At 54.0% G+C, this 13,560-nt stretch carries 14 protein-coding genes; 3 read left to right on the top strand and 11 right to left on the bottom strand.

The genetic code is table 11. The annotated features are described in order from the left end of the window. The first annotated feature begins 29 nt into the window (after positions 1 to 29). Entirely contained in the window at positions 30 to 1,502 is a 1,473-nt protein-coding gene (locus tag AC3ITF_RS21380; RefSeq protein WP_096758827.1) for a DASS family sodium-coupled anion symporter, read from the top strand. A gap of 41 nt (positions 1,503 to 1,543) precedes the next feature. Here the strand turns inward: AC3ITF_RS21380 and tpiA are convergent, their stop codons facing one another. Continuing rightward, positions 1,544 to 2,311 carry a triose-phosphate isomerase gene (gene tpiA, locus AC3ITF_RS21375; RefSeq protein WP_096758826.1) on the bottom strand — a complete coding sequence of 256 codons (768 nt, stop codon included), beginning with the start codon at positions 2,309 to 2,311 and terminating at the stop codon, positions 1,544 to 1,546. 108 nt (positions 2,312 to 2,419) lie between these two features. Further along, a complete protein-coding gene (locus tag AC3ITF_RS21370; protein ID WP_411509740.1) occupies positions 2,420 to 3,019 on the bottom strand; it encodes a DUF1454 family protein in 600 nt (199 codons plus the stop codon). Between the two features lie 225 nt (positions 3,020 to 3,244). Between AC3ITF_RS21370 and AC3ITF_RS21365 the strand changes: the two genes are divergently transcribed. After that, positions 3,245 to 3,667: a DUF805 domain-containing protein gene (locus tag AC3ITF_RS21365; RefSeq protein WP_489176003.1), complete on the top strand. Its 423-nt coding sequence runs from the start codon at positions 3,245 to 3,247 to the stop codon at positions 3,665 to 3,667. Positions 3,668 to 3,753: 86 nt separating this feature from the next. Here AC3ITF_RS21365 and fpr read toward each other — a convergent pair whose 3' ends face one another. From fpr to AC3ITF_RS21345, 4 genes are all read right to left on the bottom strand, one after another. Then, the gene (gene fpr, locus AC3ITF_RS21360) at positions 3,754 to 4,500 is read right to left on the bottom strand and encodes a ferredoxin--NADP(+) reductase (protein ID WP_096758823.1); all 747 of its coding nucleotides are present in this window, start codon (positions 4,498 to 4,500) and stop codon (positions 3,754 to 3,756) included. 95 nt (positions 4,501 to 4,595) lie between these two features. Then, the gene (glpX, locus tag AC3ITF_RS21355; protein WP_096758822.1) at positions 4,596 to 5,606 is read right to left on the bottom strand and encodes a class II fructose-bisphosphatase; all 1,011 of its coding nucleotides are present in this window, start codon (positions 5,604 to 5,606) and stop codon (positions 4,596 to 4,598) included. A gap of 177 nt (positions 5,607 to 5,783) precedes the next feature. Continuing rightward, positions 5,784 to 7,292: a glycerol kinase GlpK gene (glpK, locus tag AC3ITF_RS21350; protein WP_096758821.1), complete on the bottom strand. Its 1,509-nt coding sequence runs from the start codon at positions 7,290 to 7,292 to the stop codon at positions 5,784 to 5,786. 21 nt (positions 7,293 to 7,313) lie between these two features. Continuing rightward, a complete protein-coding gene (locus AC3ITF_RS21345; protein WP_489176002.1) occupies positions 7,314 to 8,159 on the bottom strand; it encodes an MIP/aquaporin family protein in 846 nt (281 codons plus the stop codon). A gap of 428 nt (positions 8,160 to 8,587) precedes the next feature. Here AC3ITF_RS21345 and zapB point away from each other — a divergent pair, with 428 nt between their 5' ends. After that, on the top strand, positions 8,588 to 8,833 hold the full coding sequence (gene zapB, locus AC3ITF_RS21340; protein WP_115259761.1) for a septal ring assembly protein ZapB: 246 nt from the start codon (positions 8,588 to 8,590) through the stop codon (positions 8,831 to 8,833). Positions 8,834 to 9,050: 217 nt separating this feature from the next. Here zapB and rraA read toward each other — a convergent pair whose 3' ends face one another. The 5 genes from rraA to ftsN all read right to left on the bottom strand — a co-directional run bounded on the left by rraA (position 9,051) and on the right by ftsN (position 13,555). Next, a complete protein-coding gene (gene rraA, locus AC3ITF_RS21335; RefSeq protein WP_115259760.1) occupies positions 9,051 to 9,536 on the bottom strand; it encodes a ribonuclease E activity regulator RraA in 486 nt (161 codons plus the stop codon). A gap of 92 nt (positions 9,537 to 9,628) precedes the next feature. Continuing rightward, complete coding sequence (gene menA, locus AC3ITF_RS21330) at positions 9,629 to 10,558, bottom strand: 1,4-dihydroxy-2-naphthoate polyprenyltransferase (RefSeq protein WP_489176001.1); 930 nt, start codon at positions 10,556 to 10,558, stop codon at positions 9,629 to 9,631. 67 nt (positions 10,559 to 10,625) lie between these two features. Continuing rightward, on the bottom strand, positions 10,626 to 11,957 hold the full coding sequence (hslU, locus tag AC3ITF_RS21325) for an ATP-dependent protease ATPase subunit HslU (protein ID WP_096758815.1): 1,332 nt from the start codon (positions 11,955 to 11,957) through the stop codon (positions 10,626 to 10,628). A 9-nt stretch (positions 11,958 to 11,966) separates the two neighbouring features. Next, positions 11,967 to 12,497, bottom strand: coding sequence for an ATP-dependent protease subunit HslV (gene hslV, locus AC3ITF_RS21320; RefSeq protein WP_003028805.1), 531 nt, complete (start codon positions 12,495 to 12,497; stop codon positions 11,967 to 11,969). A gap of 92 nt (positions 12,498 to 12,589) precedes the next feature. Then, the gene (gene ftsN, locus AC3ITF_RS21315) at positions 12,590 to 13,555 is read right to left on the bottom strand and encodes a cell division protein FtsN (RefSeq protein ID WP_115259758.1); all 966 of its coding nucleotides are present in this window, start codon (positions 13,553 to 13,555) and stop codon (positions 12,590 to 12,592) included. Positions 13,556 to 13,560: the final 5 nt, after the last annotated feature.

The raw sequence follows: 13,560 nt of genomic DNA, 5'->3' as shown, positions 1-13,560 counted from the left end.
TTGCGTGCTGGAAACTCAAGGATTGTCTCATGGACAGATTGACCCCTATACGCTGTTGGCCTGCCATTATCTCGATCGTGATTACCCTGACTATCTGGTTTGTTATCCCTTGCCCTCCTGACGTTACCCCCGAAGCGTGGCATCTGCTGGCGTTGTTTATTGGCACTATCGCGGCCATCATTGGCAAAGCCATGCCTATTGGCGCTATCGCGATTGTCGCGATTATGCTGGTGGCAATGACCGGCGTCACTCACCCTGGTAAACCGACTGCGGCGCTGAGTGATGCGCTGAGCGGTTTCTCTAACCAACTGATCTGGTTGATCGGTATCTCCATCATGCTGTCGCAAAGCCTGTTGAAAACGGGGCTGGGCGCGCGCATTGGCTATGGGTTCATTGCCCTGTTTGGCAAACGGACGCTGGGTATTGCCTGGGCGTTAACCCTGGCGGAAACGCTGATAGCCCCCGTAACCCCAAGCAATACCGCGCGCGGTGGTGGGATTATTCACCCGGTCATGCGGGCGATTGCCGAAAGCCTCGGGTCTCAGCCGGGAGATAAGGAAAACGGTTCTACCGGCCGCTATCTGGCGCTGGTGAACTACAACATTAACCCGATTACCTCGGCGATGTTTATTACTGCGACCGCGCCTAACCCATTGATTGTCAGCTTTTTGACCAAAGGGACGGATGGGGTACTGAATATGACCTGGGGAATGTGGGCCATCGCTGCGCTTCTGCCTGCGGTCGTCTCACTGATCGTGATGCCCATTATTATCTGGTGGCTCTACCCGCCGGCCATTACCCGCACGCCGAACGCGCCGCAGTTCGCCCGGCAAAAGCTCGATGCGCTTGGCCCGCTTGCGCTGGCAGAGAAAATCACCCTCGCGGTTTTCGTTTTGCTGCTCTGCCTGTGGGCGGGTGTTCCTGCGATGATCATGGGCAGTGCCTGGACCGTCAACCCCACCAGCGCGGCGTTAATCGGCTTATCAATTTTGTTAGTGACCGGGGTACTCAGCTGGGATGATATTCTCAAATGCCGTGGGGCATGGGATACGATAGTCTGGTTTGCTGCGCTGGTAATGATGGCGGACTTCCTGAGCAAACTGGGCCTGGTCGGCTGGCTGGCGACCAGCGTCGGAAGTGCCATCGATCATCTCGGCGTTCACTGGAGTATCGCCACACTGCTGCTGGTGCTGCTTTACGTCTATTCGCACTACTTTTTTGCCAGCACTACCGCGCATATTACGGCGATGTTCGCGGCGTTCTTCGCGGCGGGATTAGGTCTCGGTGCGCCTCCGGCGCTGCTTGGCCTGATGCTGGGATTCTCATCCTCGTTGATGATGTCGCTCACGCACTACGGCACAGGTACTGCGCCCATCATTTTTGGCTCGGGTTACGTTACGCTGGCTGAGTGGTGGAAAACAGGGCTGGTGATGAGTGTGGCCAACCTGACTATCTGGGGGGTAACGGGTGCCTTCTGGTGGCACTGGCTGGGATATTGGTAACGCGGAGATGACAAGGGGGGCAATGCCCCCCTTACAACAACTTAAGCCTGTTTAGCGGCTTCAGCTGCCTTAACGATCACGGCGAAGGCGTCGGCTTTCAGAGAAGCACCACCCACCAGCGCGCCGTCGATGTCCGGCTGCGCGAACAATTCTGCCGCGTTAGCTGCGTTTACGGAACCGCCGTACTGGATGATAACTTGTTCAGCGATTTTTGCGTCAGCTTTAGCAATATGGTCACGGATGAATTTGTGAACAGCCTGAGCCTGTGCCGGAGTTGCAGATTTGCCGGTACCGATAGCCCATACAGGTTCGTAAGCGATAACCACGCCTTCGAATGCTTCTGCGCCCTGAGTCTTCAGTACTGCGTCGATCTGACGTGCGCACACTTCTTCAGTTTTGCCCGCTTCGTTTTCTGCTTCGGTTTCACCGATGCACAGAACCGGCGTCAGACCCTGCTCTTTCAGCACGGCGAATTTTTTAGCGATCAGTTCGTCAGACTCTTTGTGGTAAGTACGACGCTCAGAGTGACCGATAATGATGTATTTCGCGCCGATATCTTTCAGCATTTCAGCGCTGGTTTCACCGGTGAATGCGCCAGACAGGTTCAGGTCAACGTTCTGCGCACCCAGGATGATGTGGCTACCGGCAGCAGCGTGGTTCGCCAGGTCGATATACATTTCCGGTGGAGCGATTGCTACTGCACAGCCAGCAACGCCAGCCAGTTCTTTACGCAGGTTAGCAACCAGTTCGTTTACCATGTGGCGGCTGCCGTTCAGTTTCCAGTTACCCATCACTAAAGGATGTCGCATTTCATTTCTCCACGCTTGTCAGCGAATTAAGGAAGATGGCCGCCCGTCAGGGCAGCATGGTCTGTGAAACAGTATAGAGATTGATCATCATGAAGGCTTTGCTTTTTGTCATTTATTCGACCCTTCGAGATTTTCAGATAGCGCCAGCTTAATCGGTTCAACAGCGAAGGTCAGCCCTTTTTCGCCGTTATCTGCCACTACATAGCGAATTGCACCCTCGGTTTCTGCGTAGTAATGCTTACTTTTGCCTGCAGTGAGCAATTTTTGCAGTTTTTTCTGAGTTTGTTCTTTGGTCAGTAAGGGGGCTACGGTGCGGATGACGGCACTCATGTACTCCAGCGCTTTGGCTTTGGCTGCCTTTTGTTCCGGCCCCTGGATCGGCAGCCAGGTTATCTGCATGCTTTTAATTTTCAACGTCCCGCGCTCAAGGGCTGATGACGCATACAGGTTTTCATTGATTTTACTGGCTGCTCGGGTGAGATTTGCCTTATCGCGGCTGCTGTCGATGGCGCGGAATTCATTTAATGCAAGCTTCGGATTCTGCGTATTAAAGTTTTCACGAAATTGGCTGATCGACAGATCAAACGTCGGCGCGCCCGCCAGCAGATAGGGGGCAGTGGTTGCCGTCGAGGGCGCTTCCGCCCGAGCCACAGGGCTTGCGGACAGGGCTGAAAACAATAATAAAAACAGAGTAAATCCTTGCTTCATCAATCGTACCTTTCATTATGACTGACCACGATTAAAACGATATACTCGTCGTCTTTCAAGTGGCAGGTGCGTTAGCTGCGTTCATTCACCCGAATCACTTACTTGAGTAAGCTCATCGGGACTCATTCACTTGCCGCCTTCCCACCACTCGAAATCCATAGAGCAAAACCGTCGGGCTTGTCAAAAGGGTAAGCTGTTCTTGAAGGTAATAATAAAGGAACTTACATGACCATACAGCAGTGGTTATTCTCAATTAAAGGGCGTATTGGACGCCGTGATTTCTGGATTTGGGTCGGCCTCTGGATTTTCGGTATGCTGGTTCTGTTCTCGCTGGCGAGTAAAAAACTTCTCGATATTCAGACAGCGGCTTTTTGCCTGGTGTGCTTGTTATGGCCGACAGCGGCGGTGACGGTAAAACGCCTGCATGACCGAGGACGCTCTGGCGCATGGGCGCTATTGATGATTCTGGCGTGGATGCTGCTGGCAGGAAATTGGACGATGTTACCCAGCGTCTTGCCGTGGGTCGTCGGACGCTTTGTCCCCACGTTGATTCTGGTCGGCATGCTGATTGACCTGGGCGCGTTTGTTGGCACCCAGGGCGAGAATAAGTTTGGTAAGGATACGCAGGACGTGAAGTACAAAGCGTGAATACAATGCCAGATGGCGAAAGTGTCACCCGTAGGCCGGATAAGGCGAAGCCACCATCCGGCAAAAGTGACTTCAGGCAAACACCCTTACCAGTAATGCTCAGCGGTCATATGGCCCGGTCGGCGACGCAGGTGTTTGGTCATCTGCCGGGTATCTTTCAGCAACTGCTGGGTATCGCGTACCATCTGTGGGTTCCCACAGAGCATCACATGGCTGGTGGCGGTATCCATCGGCAGACCGACTGCTTTTTCCAGCTCACCGCTTTCAATCAGTGCGGGAACGCGGCCAGTAAGCGAACCTGCAGCTGTTTCACGGCTGACGACGGTCTGAATACGTAATTTCCCTTCGTAACGCTTTTCCAGCGCCTGCATCAGCGGCAGGTAGCTTAAATCGGCGGCATAACGGGCAGCATGGACCAGCACCAGATTTTTAAAGCGATCGACATCTTTGCCCAGTTGCAGAATGGATAAGTACGGGCCGATCGCCGTGCCGGTTGCCAGCATCCACAGCGTATCGCAATCGGGGACTTCATCCAGCACAAAGAAACCCGCGGCTTCACTGACCACCTGTACGTCATCGCCAGGTTTTAGCGCGGCCAGACGTGGACTCAGCTTTCCGTCAGGCACTGTCACCAGATAAAACTCTAAATCGGGGTTGTCTGGTGCATTCACGTAGGAATAGGCGCGCTGGACGCGTTCGCCGTCGATCTCCAGACCAAGCTTGGTGAACTGACCCGCAGTGAAGGGGAGAACCGGTGCGCGCACGGTCAAACTAAACAGGGCGTCGGTCCAGTTCTGTACCTTAGTGACTTTGCCTGTTACCCAATCTGCCATGGTGTCCTCCTGTCTGCTTTGATTGCCTTATCTTCGTTCGTTGCACGAAAGATTTCCAGCCCCGAAGGACTGGAAGGCTCAATCAAACAAATTTGTTACAGGATATGCGCCTGCACATCAGGATCTTTGCGATCAAGGTAGTGGATGGATTGAATACGACGGATCGTGCGCGACTTGCCGCGGATCAGCAGCGTTTCGGTGGTGGCGATATTGCCCTTACGGCTAATTCCATCCAACAGATCACCTTTGGTGATCCCGGTGGCGGAGAAGATAACGTTATCGCTACGTGCCATTTCGTCCAGACGCAGCGCTTTACCGGCTTCAATGCCCATCGCCTGGCAGCGGGCCAGTTCCTGTTCGCCGATACGGCGGTTTTCTTCGCTGTCGCCTTTGACGTCATGACGTGCCAGCAAACGACCCTGCATGTCGCCGTCCAGCGCGCGGATGACGGCGGCAGAAACGACACCTTCCGGTGCGCCGCCAATGCCGTACAGCACGTCAACTTCGCTGTCTGGCATACAGGTCAGAATGGAGGCTGCGACGTCGCCATCGGGAATGGCGAAAACACGTACGCCCAGTTTCGCCATCTCTGCGATCACCTCATCGTGGCGAGGTTTGGCCAGAATCGTCACGGTCAGATCGCCGAGCGGCTTGTTGAGTGCGGCGGCGACATTACGTAGGTTTGTTTCCAGCGGCAGGTTCAGGTCGATAGCCCCTTTGGCGCCAGGGCCTACAATCAACTTCTCCATGTACATATCTGGCGCGTTGAGGAAACAGCCTTTGTCACCAACTGCGAGGACCGCCAGCGCATTCGCCTGGCCCATTGCCGTCATGCGCGTACCTTCGATAGGGTCGACCGCAATATCTACGGCATCGCCGTGACCGGTACCGACTTTCTCGCCGATAAACAGCATCGGCGCTTCATCAATTTCACCTTCGCCAATCACGATGGTGCCGTCAATATTGACCTGGTTGAGCATAATACGCATGGCGTGCACCGCTGCGCCGTCGGCGGTATTTTTATCGCCGCGTCCCAGCCATTTATAGCCAGCCAGCGCTGCCGCTTCGGTTACGCGTGAAAATTCAATGGCAAGTTCTCGTCTCATTGCAAACTCGTAGCAGAAAGGAATGGCGCGAAGTGTAGCACAGGGGAGAGGGCGGGATTATTGATGTGTGTGCGGGATTGCCCCGCACGAAGATATTGCCGGATGGCGACGCTAACGCGTCTTATCCGGCCTACGTCAGATTCGTATCAGTAGGCCGTGCCATCCGGCAATGACGGGTTACTCTTCGTGGTCTTCCCACGCCAGGGCGCGTTTAACCGCTTTTTTCCAGCCGCTGTAACGGAAGTTACGTTCGGTGGTTTCGATGCCCGGGCGGAATTCACGCTCGATGACCGCTTTTTCCTGCAGTTCATCCAGGTTTTGCCAGAAGCCAACGGCCAGACCTGCCAGGTATGCGGCACCCAGTGCAGTCACTTCACGTACTTCCGGGCGCTCAACGCGGGTGCCAAGAATGTCGGACTGGAACTGCATCAGGAAGTTGTTGGCGACCGCGCCACCGTCGACACGCAGCGCGTGCAGACGAATACCGGAATCGGCCTGCATTGCTTCCAGCACGTCACGGGTCTGATAAGCGATAGACTCAAGCGTTGCACGGATTATGTGGTTGGAGTTAACGCCACGGGTCAGGCCAAAGATGGCACCACGCGCATACGGGTCCCAGTATGGCGCACCCAGACCGGTGAATGCCGGAACGACGTACACACCGTTGGTGTCCTTCACTTTGGTGGCGAAGTATTCGGAGTCGAACGCATCGCTGATGAGTTTCATTTCATCACGCAGCCACTGAATGGATGCGCCGGCCATAAACACCGCGCCTTCCAGCGCATAGTTTACTTCCCCGGTCGGACCGCAGGCGATGGTGGTCAGCAGCCCGTTTTCAGACTTCACGGCTTTCTCGCCGGTATTCATCAGCATGAAGCAGCCGGTGCCGTAGGTGTTTTTCGCCATCCCTTCTTTCACGCACAGCTGACCGAACAGTGCGGCCTGCTGGTCACCCGCGATACCCGAGATAGGAATACGCGTGCCGCCTTTACCGCCAATGTTGGTCTGACCGTAGACTTCAGAAGAACGACGCACTTCCGGCAGCATGGCACGCGGGACGTCCAGCGCGTCCAGCATTTTGTCGTCCCAGTCCAGGGTATGGATGTTGAACAGCATGGTACGTGAGGCGTTGGTGTAATCCGTTACGTGTACGCGCCCCTGAGTCATTTTCCAGATAAGCCAGGTGTCCACGGTACCAAACAACAGTTCGCCGCGACGAGCGCGCTCACGCGAGCCCTCTACGTGGTCGAGGATCCACTTCACTTTGGTGCCAGAGAAGTACGGGTCAATGACCAGCCCGGTGTTGTTACGGACATAGTCTTCCATACCGTCGCGCTTAAGTTTCTCGCAAATATCCGCGGTACGACGACACTGCCAGACAATGGCGTTATAGATAGGTTTACCGGTTTCACGCTCCCAGACGATAGTGGTTTCGCGCTGGTTGGTAATCCCGATCGCGGCAATTTCGTCGGAACTGATATCGGCTTTCGCCAGCACTTCTACCAGCGTAGAGCTTTGAGTCGCCCAAATTTCCATCGGGTCGTGTTCTACCCAACCGGCTTTCGGGTAGATTTGCTCGAATTCGCGTTGTGAAACGCTAACAATATTTGCATCGTGGTCCATTACGACCGCGCGGGAGCTGGTAGTGCCCTGGTCGAGCGCAACGATATATTTTTTTTCAGTCATGATTTTTGTCCCGTAGTCACATTACTGCGAAGCTTTTTGTTGAGTGTTGGCCGCGACGTCTTTCTCTTCAATCGTGCAGACATCGCACGGCAAATGGCGACCAATCAGTTTGCGATATGCCCATGCGCCCAAAATCGCGCCGGTAATCGGGCCAAACACCGGTACCAGGAAGTAAGGAATATCGCGACCGCCCGTGAAGGCAATCTCACCCCATCCAGCCATCCAGGCGAAGAGTTTCGGTCCGAAGTCACGTGCCGGGTTCATTGCAAAACCGGTCAGTGGTCCCATAGAGGCACCAATAACTGCGATCAATAAACCGATCAGCAGCGGCGCCAGTGGACCACGTGGCACACCGTTACCATCGTCGGTCAGTGCCAAAATCAGCCCCATCAGAATAGCGGTAATGACCATTTCAACTGCGAAGGCCTGCACAAAATTGATATGCGGGTTTGGATATGTTGAGAATGTCCCTGCCAGATTGAGGCTTTCAGCGCTACCGCGCACGATATGGTTGGTTTGTTCGAAATCGATGAAAAGATTGTAATAAAGCCCGTAAACCAAAGCCGCTGCGCAAAAGGCGCCGGCAATTTGTGAAATGATAAAAGGTACGACTTTACGCTTATCAAAGCAGGCAAACAGCCAAAGTGCGATTGTGACCGCCGGATTCAGGTGTGCACCAGAAACGCCTGCCGTCAGATAGATAGCCATCGCTACCCCCAGACCCCAGATGATACTGATTTCCCACTGCCCAAAAGTCGCCCCAGCGACTTTGAGTGCAGCAACACAGCCCACACCGAAGAAAATCAACAACCCGGTACCGAGGAATTCAGCAATGCACTGGCCTTTCAAGGTTGATGTTTGACTCATAATCGGATCCTGAAGAGAGATTAATGTTTATTGTGTGCGAGAAGGTCACTGACATCCCCGGAGCCCGGTAGGCACACTGTTAATTTATCGTTAACGAGCAAAAACGAGAAATATCGAAATTAAAATGTGTGTGCTGCATCAACAAAATGAGCGTTTGCGCGCCATAACGAGGTATTTGTAATACATAACTAGTGTGAGCTGAATCATTTCATTAACCAATATGTTAACACTTTTGAGCTATAGGGTATTTGTTGCCAGGACAAGGATTAAAAGTGTTGCAAACCGCAATCTACGCGGGATGCTGCTGGACAGGGATGGCGCGGCTTCATACAATCGGTGCTAAGTAGAGAACGCGCGTTTTTATTAAGGCGTCACCGTTATCGGGACGAGGATTTATATCCATCAACGCCTTGCAATTCAGGAGAGGTATGACGATGTCATTAGAAGTGTTTGAGAAACTGGAAGCAAAAGTACAGCAGGCGATTGATACCATCACGCTGTTGCAGATGGAAATCGAAGAGCTGAAAGAAAAAAACAACTCACTGTCGCAGGAAGTTCAGTCTGCACAGCAGCAGCGTGAAGAGCTGGAGCGTGAGAACAACAGCCTGAAAGAACAGCAGAGCGGCTGGCAGGATCGTCTGCATGCTCTCCTGGGGCGTATGGAAGAAGTCTAATTACGCTTTATCTTTCGCGCCGTAGCAGCGTTGGCTGTGCTCAGCTACCCCAGTCACGTAGTTTACTACGCTCCTGGGGATATCTTCGTTTGCCGCCTTGCTACAACACGAAATCTCTCGCGTAATTGGCTCTGCGTGTAGGCCGGATAAGGCGCAAGCCGCCATCCGGCGATCGGCGATAACGCATAAAAAAGGCACCGTAAGGTGCCTTTTTCGATTACTCGATATCGAGCGGGTCTTCGGAGAGGATCATCCCGGTATTGTCGGCGTACAGGTGGTCGCCGGAGAAGAACGTCACGCCACCGAAGTTGACGCGCACATCGCTTTCCCCAATGCCTTCACCTGCGGCACCCACCGGAATAGCGGCAATTGCCTGGATACCGATGTCCAGTTCTTCCAGATCGTCTACCTGGCGTACTGAACCGTAGATGACCAGACCTTCCCATTCATTCTGTACCGCCAGGCGCGCCAGTTCGGCATCAACCAGCGCACGACGGACAGAGCCGCCGCCATCGACCAGCAGAATGCGACCACGGCCATTTTGTTCGAGCAGATCGTACAGCAACCCGTTGTCCTCGAAACATTTTACCGTGGTGATTTGTCCGCCAAACGACGACCGTCCCCCAAAGTTAGAGAACAGTGGTTCCACGACGTTGACATCTTCCTGGTAGATGTCACAAAGCTCGGATGTATCGTATTTCATAGGCTCAACGTTCAGTTGCTGCGAGAATTTTTAGTATATCGCGCTATGTGTACTGTTGGCAAAATCATCAATTGTTAATTGATATTTGTCAGTTAAACAGACCACTGGCTTAGGAAAATTCCAACCACAAACAGCAGGTTAGTTAACAGTGCCGCTTTTACGGTGCGTTCCAGCATCGGACGCATTGCTGCCGGATCCATTTCACGCATTACGTATCGCGCCTGCTTAATCAGCAGCGGAGCAGCCAGGATGAACAGCCATCCCCACAGACTTTGCAGCGAAAACAGATTAAACAGCGCCAGGCAAACCAGCGTCCCCATCAGCAGGCAGGCATGGTAACGACGTGCATTCACGGCCCCCAGACGCACCACCAGCGTGTTTTTACCGTTCTCCCTGTCGCTGTTGATATCACGCAGGTTATTGACGTTGAGCACGGCGGTAGCCAGCAGACCGCAGGCGGTGGCTGGCAGGATCAGCGCGGGGATCAGCGTATGGGCCTGCAGATACCAGCTACCCATCACGCTCAGCCAGCCGAAGAAAACCAGCACGGAAATATCACCGAGGCCGATGTAGCCATAGGGGCGATTGCCGACGGTATAGGTGATCGCCGCGATAATCGACAAGCCACCGAGCACCAGGAAGCCGATAAAATCAGCCATCGTGTGGCAGGCCACCGCAACTAGTGCCAGGCCGGACAGGCAAATTAAGGCCACGGTGACCATTAATGCGCGCTTCATCTGCTGTTGGGTGATCACCCCTTTTTGCATGCCACGCAGCGGTCCAATGCGGTCAGGCTTGTCGCTGCCTTTGACAGCATCGCCATAGTCGTTTGCGAGATTGGACAGGATTTGCAGCAGCCCCGCCGTTATCAATGCCAGCAGAGCCACCAGCGGATCGAAATACCCTTGCCACCATGCTAATGCCGTACCGACGATGATCGCCGCGAAGGCGAGCGGTAAGGTCTTAGGTCGTAAACTTTCCAGCCAGGCTTGTGAGCGGCTAATTTGTTGTTGTTCAGTCATATTTAGCGCCAATAAAAATGGGGCTTTATCAGCCCCATCAACAGTGATGAAAATGCATTGAACGCGATTATAGGATAAAACGGCTCAGATCTTCATCTGCGACCAGCGCATCCAGATGTTTGCTCACATATTCGGCATCAATTGTGATGCTTTGGCCGTTTAAATCGCTCGCATCATAGGAAATATCTTCCATCAGACGCTCAAGCACGGTGTGCAGACGACGGGCACCGATGTTCTCGGTGGTTTCGTTGACCTGCCAGGCGGCCTGAGCGATGCGCTTAATGCCATCTTCCGTGAACTCAATATTAACGCCCTCAGTTGCCATCAGTGCTTTGTACTGGACGGTGATGGAGGCGTTAGGCTCAGTCAGGATACGCTCGAAATCGCTGGTGGTCAGTGCCTGCAATTCTACACGAATTGGCAGACGACCCTGCAGTTCCGGGATCAGGTCGGACGGTTTCGCCACCTGGAACGCGCCGGAAGCGATAAACAGAATGTGATCTGTTTTCACCATGCCGTGCTTGGTCGAGACGGTGCAGCCTTCGACCAGCGGCAGCAGGTCGCGCTGCACGCCTTCACGGGACACGTCCGGACCGGAGGATTCACCGCGCTTACAGATTTTGTCGATTTCGTCGATAAACACGATCCCGTGCTGCTCAACGGCGTCGATAGCGTCTTGCTTCAGTTCTTCCGGGTTTACCAGCTTCGCCGCTTCTTCTTCAATCAACAGCTTCATGGCTTCTTTGATTTTCAGCTTACGCGGTTTTTGTTTCTGGCCGCCCAGGTTCTGGAACATGGACTGCAGCTGGCTGGTCATCTCTTCCATGCCAGGAGGTGCCATAATTTCTACGCCCATCGGCGCAGCGGCGAGATCAATTTCAATCTCTTTGTCGTCCAGTTGGCCTTCACGCAGTTTTTTACGGAATGCCTGACGTGCAGCGGAAGGTTCCTGAGGCTGTTCAGACTGTCCCCAGTTATTTTTAGCTGGTGGGATCAGTACGTCGAGAATACGTTCTTCCGCCATTTCTTCGGCGCGGAAGCGGTTTTTCTCGATCGCCTGGACGCGGACCATTTTAATGGCAGCATCGGTCAGATCGCGGATGATGGAGTCAACTTCCTTACCCACATAGCCGACTTCGGTGAATTTCGTGGCTTCAACTTTGATAAACGGTGCGTTGGCTAGTTTTGCCAGACGACGGGCGATTTCGGTTTTACCGACGCCGGTTGGGCCAATCATCAGAATGTTTTTTGGCGTAACTTCATGGCGCAGCTCTTCGTCGAGCTGCATGCGGCGCCAGCGGTTACGCAGAGCAATCGCCACGGAACGCTTGGCGTTATCCTGGCCGATGATGTGTTTGTTCAGTTCGCTGACAATTTCGCGTGGGGTCATTTCAGACATGGGGGATCCTTACGCTTTGGAGTTCAATTCTTCGATGGTATGGAAGTGGTTGGTATAAATGCAGATATCCCCTGCAATATCCAACGCTTTCTCAGCAATCTCGCGGGCGCCAAGCTCGGTGTTTTCAAGCAGAGCACGTGCCGCAGCCTGGGCGTAGGGACCGCCGGATCCGATGGCAATCAGATCGTTTTCTGGCTGAATGACATCGCCATTACCGGTAATGATGAGTGATGCAGTCTCATCGGCAACAGCCAGCAGCGCTTCGAGTTTGCGCAGCATACGGTCGGTACGCCAGTCCTTCGCCAGCTCAACGGCAGCTTTCACCAGGTGACCCTGATGCATTTCAAGTTTGCGTTCAAACAGTTCAAACAGCGTGAATGCATCCGCAGTGCCGCCCGCAAAGCCCGCGATGACTTTGTCGTTGTACAGACGGCGGACTTTTTTCACGTTGCCTTTCATTACGGTGTTACCCAGTGTGGCCTGACCATCACCGGCGATTACCACATGGCCGTTACGGCGTACGCTTACTATTGTTGTCACGAGCAGACCCCTTGGTTACAAATACGGAATTCAGGCCCCGCACAGATGTACGGGGCGTAATGCAAGTATAGATGGGGGGGATTTTGGGGGTTTCAACCCCCGGCAGACAGTCGAATACAGTTTGTGTGACCCGCTACTTTCAAACGGCTGATGGTGTTGTCAGCGTTTTCTTTGCCTTTGAGTGGGCCAATAACCACGCGATTCCAGCCGTTGTTGGTGGTAATACGGGAGTTAAAGCCCTCAAAAGCCAGCTGTGCACGTACGGTTTCTGCCTGTTCAGCCCCTTTAAACGACCCACACTGCACCATCCAGCGGCGCTCATCTTTTTTCTCAGCAGTCTGCTTCGGCACTTCGGTAATCGGTGCTGCTGGCTGCGTCTTCGGCTGAGCGGCAGCGGTATGTGCAGGCGTCTGCAGCAGATCCTGGTATGGCTGTTGGGCCGCAGGTTTGGGCTGCGTTTGACGAGGTTGCTGCACCGGCGCGGCTTGTGCGGTACGCGTTTGCTGCTGCTGAGGCTGCTCCGTTGCCCGAGGGCGTGGCTGCTGAGCCTGCTGCTGCGCGTTGCTCCATTGCTGTTGCTGCACCTGACGCTGACGCTGCAGCGTTTGCTGGCGCTGCGCAGGCGTTTGCTCATTCCACGGAACTTCGTTGAGCTGAGTAGGCTGCTGACGCATATCAGCCTGCATTTGCGCCAGCAACTGGCGCTGCTCATTGGTCAGCTGATCGGCATTCAGCACTTCACCGCCCGCAGAGGGTTCGGTTGGTGCACGCACGCCTGGTTGACGGCTTTCAAGTTCTTTGATGTATCGCCAGCGTTCTTCCGGCTTCGGCGGAATGCCATTGCCGGTAACTTTCTGGTTTTGCAGCGTCTCGGACTCTTCTTTCTTGTGATGCGTAATGAAGTACAGACCACCGATAAAGGTCACGAGTACGGCTGCTGCAATAGCGACCATCGCGGGTGAAACCGCAGGCGTATTGCGTTGCTTATTCCGTGAGGTGCTCTTTTTGCGCCGCGAAGGTGCCGGTTGGCCGCGACGTACATAATCTCGTTGTGCCACTATCG

Source organism: Citrobacter sp. KH_055_1 (assembly GCF_057838705.1).
Note: the sequence above shows the minus strand (reverse complement) of the source record. Positions and strands in the feature narration are given on the sequence as shown.

Bases quoted from the DNA above. Each gene is read 5' to 3' on its own strand.
- AC3ITF_RS21365 (WP_489176003.1), top strand. From the start codon at position 3,245: ATGACCATACAGCAGTGGTTATTCTCAATTAAAGGGCGTATTGGACGC.
- fpr (WP_096758823.1), bottom strand. From the start codon at position 4,500: ATGGCAGATTGGGTAACAGGCAAAGTCACTAAGGTACAGAACTGGACC.
- rraA (WP_115259760.1), bottom strand. From the start codon at position 9,536: ATGAAATACGATACATCCGAGCTTTGTGACATCTACCAGGAAGATGTC.
- glpX (WP_096758822.1), bottom strand. From the start codon at position 5,606: ATGAGACGAGAACTTGCCATTGAATTTTCACGCGTAACCGAAGCGGCA.
- hslU (WP_096758815.1), bottom strand. From the start codon at position 11,957: ATGTCTGAAATGACCCCACGCGAAATTGTCAGCGAACTGAACAAACAC.
- tpiA (WP_096758826.1), bottom strand. From the start codon at position 2,311: ATGCGACATCCTTTAGTGATGGGTAACTGGAAACTGAACGGCAGCCGC.
- AC3ITF_RS21370 (WP_411509740.1), bottom strand. From the start codon at position 3,019: ATGAAGCAAGGATTTACTCTGTTTTTATTATTGTTTTCAGCCCTGTCC.
- zapB (WP_115259761.1), top strand. From the start codon at position 8,588: ATGACGATGTCATTAGAAGTGTTTGAGAAACTGGAAGCAAAAGTACAG.
- AC3ITF_RS21380 (WP_096758827.1), top strand. From the start codon at position 30: ATGGACAGATTGACCCCTATACGCTGTTGGCCTGCCATTATCTCGATC.
- AC3ITF_RS21345 (WP_489176002.1), bottom strand. From the start codon at position 8,159: ATGAGTCAAACATCAACCTTGAAAGGCCAGTGCATTGCTGAATTCCTC.
- menA (WP_489176001.1), bottom strand. From the start codon at position 10,558: ATGACTGAACAACAACAAATTAGCCGCTCACAAGCCTGGCTGGAAAGT.
- glpK (WP_096758821.1), bottom strand. From the start codon at position 7,292: ATGACTGAAAAAAAATATATCGTTGCGCTCGACCAGGGCACTACCAGC.